Genomic DNA, 9,055 nt, shown 5'->3' on the forward strand with positions numbered 1-9,055 from the left:
CGCGGCCGTTCCGGCCGTCAGGGAGACCCGGGCGAGTCCCGTTTCTACCTGAGCCTTGAGGACGACCTCATGCGTCTGTTCAACACGCAGCTTGTGGCGCGTGTGATGGCCAAGGGCCTGCCCGAGGGCGAGCCGATCGAGTCCAAGAGCGTGTCCAAGGGCGTGCGCACCGCGCAGAAGTCCGTCGAGTCGCGCAACTTCGAGATCCGTAAGAACGTGCTCAAGTATGACGATGTGATGAACAAGCAGCGCAGCGTCATCTACGCGGAGCGTCAGGCCGTGCTCAAGGGCGAGGATATCCATGAGGATATCGAGCGCTTCACCGCCGATACCATCGGCAGCTACGTGCGCGGCGCCAACAAGGGTTCGGACAAGCCCGCTGACTGGGATTGGGAGGGCCTGTTCAAGGCGCTGAACACCATCTACCCGGTGTCCGTGAGCGAGGACGACGCCCGTGAGGCCGCCGGCAAGCTCAAGGGTGAGAAGGCCGTCGACGCCGTGCGCGACGTGCTCGTGGCCGATGCTAAGGATCAGTACGGCGCGATTGAGGACAAGCTCGGCGAGGAGGGCCTGCGCCAGCTGGAGCGCCGCGTGGTACTCGCCGTGCTCGACCGCAAGTGGCGCGAGCACCTGTACGAGATGGACTACCTCAAGGACGGCATCGGCCTGCGTGGCATGGGCCAGCGCGATCCGCTGGTCGAATACCAGCGCGAGGGCTACCAGATGTACAACTCGATGATCGAGGCCATCAAGGAGGAGAGCATCCAGCTGCTGTTCCATGTGGACATCGACCGCGTAGCCATGACCCAGGATCTGCAGTCTGAGCAGGACGAGGATGCCGCCGTGGACGCCGCCGAGGCGCAGATGGGCATCGATACCGAGTCCGCCGATGCCGCCGAGGACCAGACCGTGGCCACCGGCCCGGCCGAGCCGGAGACCGATGACGAGGCCGAAGCCGAGACCATCGACGAGCTGGCCGAGGAGAAGGCGTCCGAGGATCAGGTGACCCGTGACGCGGACGGCAACCCGGTGATCGTGGGCCCCGCGCCGATCAGCCACGCCGAAGGCAAGGTGCCGGCCTCCAAGCGCCCCAAGAGTGAGGAGCTGCACACCCCGTGGTCCGATGGCCGCACGTTCCCGGGCACGCCGAAGAACGCGCAGTGCCCGTGCGGTTCGAACCGTAAGTACAAGATGTGCCACGGCCAGAACGAGTAGTGGTTCGCACTGACGAATGAGAGGCGCCCGCCGGAGAGCATCCGGCGGGCGCCTTCGTTTGGCGCCTCGGCATGCGTGCAGACCATCCGTGATGCGGACATCGCGTCCGTCCGACAACATGCCCTCGATACAATGAGCCGCGTCACTACACCATCACGAGCGTGCTTCAAGGAGGGCATGATGGCTGAGATCACATGGAAATCGATCCTCACCAAGCTGGTTGCCGGCAATCACCTGAGCGCGGGGGAGGCGTGGTGGTTCGTGGACGATCTGATGAAGGGCAACGCCAATCCTGCGGCGGTGGGTGCCGTCCTCGCCGCGCAGCAGCTGCTGGGGCTGACCGCCGAGGAGGTGCGCGGCGCCGCGGACGCGATGGTCTCGCACGCCGTGCCGCTGGCCGTCTCCGGGGAGACGACCGATATGGTCGGCACCGGCGGTGACGGTGCCGCGACTGTGAACCTGTCCACGATGGGTTCGGTGGTGGCCGCGGCCGCCGGCGTGAAGATCGTCAAGCACGGCAACCGCGCCGCATCGTCCAAATGCGGTGCCGCGGACTGCTTGGAGGCGTTGGAACTGCCGCTGGATCTGAGCCCGCAGGCCGTGGCCGAGATCGGCGACGAAGTGGGCATCACGTTTGCGTTCGCCAAGGTGTTCCACCCGGCCATGCGGTTCGTCGGCCCGGTGCGTTCCGCCCTGGGCGTGCCCTGCGTGTTCAACGTGCTGGGTCCGCTGACGAATCCGGCCAACCCGAACCATGTGGCCATCGGCTGCGCCAACCGGGCCGTCAGCCCGATGATGGCCGAGGTGTATGCCTCGCGCGGGCAGACCGGCATGGTCTACACCTCGCATGAGGGACTGGACGAGCTGGCGCCGACCGGACCGGTGAGCGTCTGGGAGATCCGCGACGGCAAGGTGCATGAGACCGAGTTCGACCCGACGGCGGAGCTGGGGCTTGATCCGGTGACGTTGGACGACCTGCGCGGCGGAGAACCCGCCATCAACGCGCAGGCGATGCTGGACTTCCTGGCCGGCAGGCCGGTGCCGTTCCGCTCGACGGCCCTGCTGAACGCGGCCTCGGCCATCGTAGCCGACGCCCACCGGCTGCCCGATCCGGACGCCGCATTGGCGCAGCGCTTCCGCGATGCCTATGCGATGGCCGAGGCCGCCGTCGATTCCGGTGCCGCGAACGACCTGCTGCACCGCTGGATCGAGGTCGCCAGGTCGAAGGCCTGAGACCGGTGGTTCGCACTACCTCGGGGTTCAATTTCCGACTGGCGGAAATCCGCCGGTCCATGATTGAGCCGCCAAGGTAGTGCGAACCACTATACCCGTGCCCCGTCGTCGAAGTAGTCGGTTTTGGTCTCGTTATGGCCCTTGTGCCGCACGATCAGGCCGGCCGCGCCGATCAGTGCACAGGTGCCGAAGACCGTGCCCAGCACGGCCGCCATCGAAGGTAGGAACACCGAGCCGATGACGCCGATGACGCCCACGACCAGCAGGATCCAGAACACGAGCTTGGACTTGTTCACCGGCCCCAGATCGGGGTTCGGCGGGGTGAACGGATCGCCGTAGCGGTCCATCACGTCGTCGGTGTCCAGCCAGCTGGAGCCGGTGAAATCGCGGGGGCCGCGGCCGGCGCCGCCGGCGAAGGCGTCCGGGTCCAGATCATCGACCGAGAGCAGCGCCTCCTTCTCCTTGCGCTGCGCGTGCTTCTCGAACCGCTTGGCGTTGCGCGAACGCTCCACGTCATTGAGGTCTTCGGCGTGCTCGGCGGCGAACTGCGCCCACGCGGCGTCGAAGTCGGCGGACCCCGGATCGCCGTTGTTCGGCGTGGGGTTTGGACGCTCGCCGTCCGCGTTGCTATTGTTGTGCTCAGTCATAGACACCACTCTAACCAAGTGTGACGCCATGCCGCGCCCACGGAGTTCACGAGGAGGAAATCCACGATGCTGTACTGGTTCTTCGTCAAAGGGTTCGGTTGGATCGCCCGTCGCCGCCTCGGCCCCACGGTCAAGGGTCTGCAGAACATCCCCAAGCACGGCGGCGCCATCATCGCCGCGAACCATCTGGCCGTCATCGACGACGCGCTGCTGCCGATCACCTGCCCGCGCATGATCCACTTCATGGGCAAGGCCGAATACTTCGAGGGCAAGGGCATCAAGGGCAGGTTCAAGAAGTGGTGGTTCACCTCCGTCGGCGTGTTCCCGGTCGACCGTTCCGGCGGCTCCAAGTCGCTCGGCGCGCTGAACCATGCGCGGGAGATCCTGGAGGACGGCCATCTGTTCGGCATCCACATCGAGGGCACGCGCAGCCCCGACGGCCGCCTGTACAAGGGACATACCGGCGTGGCCAAGCTGGCGCTGGAAACCGGATGCCCGATCGTTCCGGTGGCCATCATCGGTTCGGACACGTTGCAGCCGGTCGGCACCGTGGTGCCGAAGAAGGGCAAGACGCAGGTGATCTATGGCGCGCCGATCCCCGTGGAGCGCAAGGACGCTGAGGACGTCACCCATGACGACCTGCGCGCGCTGACCGATCAGGTCACCCGCGCCATCCAGTCCATGAGCGGTCAGGAATACGTGGACGAATACGCGCAGACGGTCAAGAAGCGCCTGAAGGAGCAGGCCGCCGCACAAGCCGCGCAGGCCGCGTCGAAGTAGGCCACTTCTTCACACGACGGTGAGCGTGATGACGGAGGCGTTGCCATCCGCGTCACGCAGCCGCACGTTGGCGCCATCGCTGATGGATTCGCCGTTGTACTGCACGTCACGCACCGTACCGAACAGGCCGCCGAGGATGCGGTTGGTCTCCACCTTGAACCCCAGGCCCTGCAGGGTCTTGGTCACCTCGCTCTCCTGCTTGCCGACCAGGCCCGAGGGCACGGCCGCGGTCTCGGGACCCTTGGAAACGACCACATCCACCCTGTCGCCCCAGTGCAGTTCGGCACCGGGCTCCACGGAGGCGGAGATGACCTGACCGGAGGGCACCGAGTCACTGAACTCCTCGGTCACGTTCGCCGTCAGCTTCAGCTCGGTGAGGGCCTCGTTCATCTGGTCGCGCGTCAGCCCCTCCACGGTGGGCATCTGAACCGGCGCGGGCCCCTTGGACAGGGTCACGGTCACCTCGGCGTTATGATCCAGCGTGGTGCCCGGGTCGGGGCTGATGGTCAGCGCCACGCCCGCCGCCAGCGTCTCCGAGTACTGGTCGTTGTCCTCGTCATGAACCACGTTGTCGAATCCAGCATCCTTCAGCGCCTGCAACGGATCCTTGGCGTTGGCGGAATCCGGGTCGAGGATGTCCTCGGGGATCGTGGCCTGACGGACGCCCTTGGATACCGTGACGGTGATCTGGCTGCCGTCCCGCCTGCTGACATGGTCGCCCACGTTCAGCGGCCTGGCTGAGCGGTCGGCCGTCAGATGGACCGAGATGATGTCACCCTCGGCCACCGTATCGCTGAAGTCCTCGGTGGTGGTGTACGGAATGTCCGCAACGGTGAGTGCGCTGCGGTAATCATCCCAATCGGCGTCGGTGATGGGGCAGTCCCGTCCCTCCGTGCAGGTGATGTCGTTCGGCTGGGGGAGCGTCCAATAGCTGCCGGGGCCGCGGAAATACCACCAGGCGAAGCCGCCGCCACCGATGGCGGCAATGAGCAGCACGACGACGGTGACGATGACGGCGGTCCTGCGGCGTGATGTGTGGGCCTTCGGCTGTTCGTCCGCGGCGGGGGCCGCATCCGGCGTTGCCTCCGGCGCATCGACGGCGCCGATGACCTGCGTGGAGGCGATGCCGGCGGACGTGGCGTGAACGGCATCCGGCTGGGCGATGGCCTGCGTGGCGTCGGGGGCGAAGGCTGCGGTGGCGGTGCCGTCGGCAGGCGCGGCGGGTGGCTGCGGCATCGCGGTCGTCTGCTGTGCCTGGATGGCTGCGGTGACGGCCGAAGGCGCGTCTGCGGCCACAGGGGTGTCGGCATGCGCTGAGGCGTCCGCAGGCGCGGACGTCAGCGGATCGGCGGCGACAGGCGGCAGCGGCGGCAGGGCGGTGGTCGCCGCGGGCGCTGGGACCTCGGTCGGCTTGCGGTACTGCCATGCGGTCATGGGCAGGTGCGCGGTCAGCTCGCGCAGCTCCCGCATCGCCTCGGATGCGTCCGCCGGGCGCGCGTCCACGGCCCTGGCCGTCAGATGGGCGATGAACGCCGCAATCGACGGGTCGATGCCCGGGCAGGGTTCCGCCACCGAGGGCACGTCCTCATGCACATGCTTGAACACGAGTGTGACCGGGTTGTCGGACTGGAACGGCACGAAACCGGCGAGCATCTCCCAGGCGGTGATGCCGACCGAGTACAGGTCGCCCTGCGGCGTGGCCTGGTTGTGCTCGATCATCTCCGGCGCCAGGTAGGCGGCCGTGCCGAGCAGCATGTTGGTGGTGGACAGCGTGGCCTGCGAGGCGGCCTTGGCCAGTCCGAAGTCGGTGATCTGCACGCGGCCGCGGTCGTTGAGCAGGATGTTCTCCGGCTTGATGTCGCGGTGCACCACGCCGATGCGGTGCGCGGCGGACAGGCCGTCCAACGTCTCGGACAGGATGCGCAGCGTCTCGCGCACCGTGAAGGTGCGCTGCGTGTTCATCTCATGACGCAGGTTCACGCCGTGGACGTACTCCATGACCAGATAGTCCAGCCCGTTGTACTCGCCGGTGTCGTACACCTGCACGATGTGGGGGTTGGCGATGGCCGCGGCGGACTTGGCCTCGCGCCGGAACCGTTCGACGAACTGCTCGCGGTGGGGGCCCTGCGCCAGCTGGGTATGCATGATCTTGATGGCCACCGTGCGATCCAGCCGCTCGTCCGTGGCCTGGTAGACCGTGGCCATGCCGCCTTCGGCGATGCGGCGGACAATACGGTATCGTCCCTCGATCACAAGTCCATCGGGGACATTCGCGGCTTCAGTCATGGCGGTGCAAGCAATCCTTGGTGTTGGGAACGGTCTGGTTAAAAGTCTACATGCTGCCGGGCTCACGGGGCGTGTAATGCACGGATGGCACGAAACGGGCACAAGCCGCGGTCAGGGTGCGGCGCGCGTCATCGTCCGCCGGCATATGCGCGATGGCGTCCAGGCTGCGTCGCCACAGCTCCTCGATGCGCCGCCGCGAACGTTCGATGGCACCGGTGTGATGGAACAGGTCGATGACGCGGGCGGTCTGCGCCTCGGTGCGGGCATCGGCCTCGAAGACGGCGATGAGTTCGCCGCGCTGTTCGTCGGTCGCCCCGGCCAGCGCATCGGCGAGCAGCACGGTGCGCTTGCCCTCGCGGATGTCGCCGCCCACCGGCTTGCCGGTGGCGGAGCTCGAACCGATGACGTCGATCAGGTCGTCGGTCAGCTGGAACGCCAACCCCAACGGTTCGCCCACGGCCAGCGCGCACGACCGGGCCTGCTCCGGCGGATACCCGGCGGCGAGCATCGCCAGTTCCAATGGTGCGATGGTGGTGTAGCTGGCCGTCTTCCAGCGGAACACATCCAACGAGGTGCGCGCGAGCCGTGCCGGGTCGGCCATCGGGCAGTGCACGGCGGCCAGATCGAGCACCTGCCCGATCTCCACCTCGCGATGCATCGTGAGGAACGCGCGGTTGATGGCGTCGGCGCTCGGCAGACGGTGCGCGGCGTCGTTGGCGATGTCCACGCTGGCGGTCGCCAGCAGATCGCCCAGCATGATGCCGAGCCCCACGCCCAGCGCCGCATCGTGGTCCGGTCCGGCCAGCGCCTTGTGCGCGGCCGGTTTGCCGCGCCGCAGATCGGCGTCGTCGATGATGTCGTCGTGCACCAGCGCGGCGGTCTGGAACACCTCGATCGCGCAGGACAGGTCGAGCATCGCATCCCGGCGCTCCCGCCCGGCGTCCCCTCCCAGCGCGCGGTAGGCGTCCAGCGCCAGTAGTGCGCGCAGCCGTTTGCCGCCTTCGCTGGAGGTCACCGCCTGATGCGTCGTCGCCTGCAGGATGGGTTCACAGGACTCGTCGAGCCGGACGCCCTGGGGTAGACGGACAAAGGTGCTTACCAGGTCGGCGATGCGGGTTTCGACGGTATCCAGCGTTGCGGTCGTGCTCATACCTATGAGGGTATCCGCAGCAGTCAGACAAGACAACCGGATGCGTAGCGTTCGACCACATTCGCCGAGCCTTCGACCACATCGGACCGTCCAGGTGGCGGGGACACATCCGCATCATCGATACTGGAGACGCGCCATATGGCGTAGCCGGTGCGTGGGGCAACGGCGGCGACGATGACGGGGGTGACCATGACGACGGAGCAACACTGTGCGGATCGTGCCGATGCGCGGCGCGACCGCATCGCGGACACGGTGCGACGGTTGGGGACGCAGCTGCGCGAGGACAGGCGGGAACGCGGGCCGCACGTGGCCGACGCCGCGTGGGTCGATGAACCGTTCGACGACTGGCTGGCCATGCTGCACGAGGGCAAGCCGCTGGCACGGACCTCGATGCTGGCGCTGGCGGTGGGGATGGATCAGACGCTGGCCGTCCGCGACGCCCTGATCGTGTCGATTGCGGGCGGGGCGGACGGTGCCAGGAAGGCCGTGCTGATGGATTTCGCGTCGCGGCCGCATGCGCCGGAGGTCTGCGCGCGCATGGGGCGGCTGCTGACCGCCGCGTTCACGGACGAGCATGGGGGATTGGATGAGGCGCGGTGCCGTGCCGCCGTCGGCGCGCTCAAGGATATGGCCGGCATCGTGCCGGAACGCTATCGGGTGCAGCCGCTGACCATCATGGCCTACGTGCTGTGGTGGCTGGGGAAGGATGAGGCGGTGGAATACGCGCTGGAGGCGCTGGCCATCGATGAGCGGTGTTCGCTGGCGGCGATCGTGCTCGGCGCGATGCGGCGGGGCATATACCCGGTATGGTTGCGCTGATGCGGCCGGACGGTTCTGATTGAACTGTGGCGGAACGGGAATAATCGTCCTTGGCGGATGGTTAACTCCAATAGTTGACGATTTGCCCTTGCCAGAAGTGCGCCTGTATGCTATAGCGCTTCGGGCAGGAACCTGCAGGAGGATGAGTTTGGCCACGAAGAAAACGACGACCGAGCCGGAGCAGGACGAACGGACTGCCAAGGCCTCGTCGACGGCGAAGACCGCCACCGCGCGCAAGAGCGCTTCGAAGAAGACCACCGCCAAGGCCGCGGCTGGTTCCGGTAAGGCCTCCGCGGCCAAAGTCGAGAAGTCGTCGCGCAAGACCACGGCCAAGAAGAGCAGTGCGCCGGAACCCGCCGAGGATCTGGGCAAGGACGAGGAGATGCTGGACGATGAGGACTCCGAGGTCGTGGACGACGACCTGGAGCACATCGACGAGGATCTTGAGGATCCCGATGCGGTGCAGGATGACGACGACGACCTGGACGAGGAATCCGAGCCGGAGCCCGAAGAGGACGAGGACGAGCACCCGAACAAGCCCGAGGAGCCCAAGGAGAAGGGCGCGTTCGTGGTCCGCGATGACGACGACGATGACAACCTGGCCCCGTCCGGCAACCCGAAGCGCCGTGTGGTCGCCGCCGGCGCCACCGCCGATCCGGTCAAGGACTACCTGAAGCAGATCGGCCGTGTCAGCCTGCTGAACGCCGAGCAGGAGGTGGACCTGTCCGAGCGCATCGAGGCGGGTCTGTACGCGCAGCATCTGCTGGACACCGAGGGCGACCAGCTGGACTTCAAGCGCCGCCGCGAGCTCAAGTGGGCCGCCAATGACGGCAAGAAGGCCAAGGACCACCTGCTGGAGGCCAACCTGCGACTCGTCGTTTCGCTGGCCAAGCGCTACACCGGCCGCGGCATGCTGTTCCTGGAT

The 9,055-nt window shown here is 67.0% G+C and carries 8 protein-coding genes; 5 read left to right on the forward strand and 3 right to left on the reverse strand.

Annotated features, from left to right (window positions below; translation table 11 throughout):
* Nucleotides 1-1,215: SEC-C metal-binding domain-containing protein (locus tag B4C31_RS08005; RefSeq protein WP_291532034.1), on the forward strand; the 1,215-nt coding region annotated here is incomplete at its 5' end.
* A 180-nt stretch (nucleotides 1,216-1,395) separates the two neighbouring features.
* On the forward strand, nucleotides 1,396-2,448 hold the full coding sequence (gene trpD, locus B4C31_RS08010) for an anthranilate phosphoribosyltransferase (RefSeq protein ID WP_291532035.1): 1,053 nt from the start codon (nucleotides 1,396-1,398) through the stop codon (nucleotides 2,446-2,448).
* An 89-nt stretch (nucleotides 2,449-2,537) separates the two neighbouring features.
* Here trpD and B4C31_RS08015 read toward each other — a convergent pair whose 3' ends face one another.
* Nucleotides 2,538-3,095, reverse strand: coding sequence for a hypothetical protein (locus B4C31_RS08015; protein ID WP_291532036.1), 558 nt, complete (start codon nucleotides 3,093-3,095; stop codon nucleotides 2,538-2,540).
* Between the two features lie 66 nt (nucleotides 3,096-3,161).
* On the opposite strand from B4C31_RS08015, the gene B4C31_RS08020 reads away from it, so the two are divergent.
* On the forward strand, nucleotides 3,162-3,875 hold the full coding sequence (locus tag B4C31_RS08020; RefSeq protein ID WP_278801301.1) for a lysophospholipid acyltransferase family protein: 714 nt from the start codon (nucleotides 3,162-3,164) through the stop codon (nucleotides 3,873-3,875).
* Nucleotides 3,876-3,884: 9 nt separating this feature from the next.
* On the opposite strand, the gene B4C31_RS08025 is transcribed toward B4C31_RS08020, so the two are convergent.
* A complete protein-coding gene (locus B4C31_RS08025; protein WP_291532037.1) occupies nucleotides 3,885-6,161 on the reverse strand; it encodes a protein kinase domain-containing protein in 2,277 nt (758 codons plus the stop codon).
* Nucleotides 6,162-6,207: 46 nt separating this feature from the next.
* Entirely contained in the window at nucleotides 6,208-7,311 is a 1,104-nt protein-coding gene (locus B4C31_RS08030) for a polyprenyl synthetase family protein (protein WP_193531073.1), read from the reverse strand.
* Nucleotides 7,312-7,500: 189 nt separating this feature from the next.
* Here B4C31_RS08030 and B4C31_RS08035 point away from each other — a divergent pair, with 189 nt between their 5' ends.
* Together B4C31_RS08035 and B4C31_RS08040 are read left to right on the forward strand one after the other, a co-directional pair.
* Nucleotides 7,501-8,130, forward strand: coding sequence for a DUF4192 domain-containing protein (locus B4C31_RS08035; protein WP_291532038.1), 630 nt, complete (start codon nucleotides 7,501-7,503; stop codon nucleotides 8,128-8,130).
* Between the two features lie 148 nt (nucleotides 8,131-8,278).
* Nucleotides 8,279-9,055: sigma-70 factor domain-containing protein (locus tag B4C31_RS08040; RefSeq protein ID WP_291532039.1), on the forward strand; the 777-nt coding region annotated here is incomplete at its 3' end.

This window comes from Bifidobacterium sp. UBA4282, assembly GCF_002394995.1.
Taxonomy (GTDB): Bacteria; Actinomycetota; Actinomycetes; order Actinomycetales; family Bifidobacteriaceae; genus Bifidobacterium; species Bifidobacterium pullorum_B.

What these genes read in the sequence shown, in the direction of transcription:
- B4C31_RS08020 (WP_278801301.1), top strand. Translation starts at nt 3,162, where the DNA reads ATGCTGTACTGGTTCTTCGTCAAAGGGTTCGGTTGGATCGCCCGTCGC.
- B4C31_RS08030 (WP_193531073.1), bottom strand. Translation starts at nt 7,311, where the DNA reads ATGAGCACGACCGCAACGCTGGATACCGTCGAAACCCGCATCGCCGAC.
- trpD (WP_291532035.1), top strand. Translation starts at nt 1,396, where the DNA reads ATGGCTGAGATCACATGGAAATCGATCCTCACCAAGCTGGTTGCCGGC.
- B4C31_RS08025 (WP_291532037.1), bottom strand. Translation starts at nt 6,161, where the DNA reads ATGACTGAAGCCGCGAATGTCCCCGATGGACTTGTGATCGAGGGACGA.
- B4C31_RS08015 (WP_291532036.1), bottom strand. Translation starts at nt 3,095, where the DNA reads ATGACTGAGCACAACAATAGCAACGCGGACGGCGAGCGTCCAAACCCC.
- B4C31_RS08035 (WP_291532038.1), top strand. Translation starts at nt 7,501, where the DNA reads ATGACGACGGAGCAACACTGTGCGGATCGTGCCGATGCGCGGCGCGAC.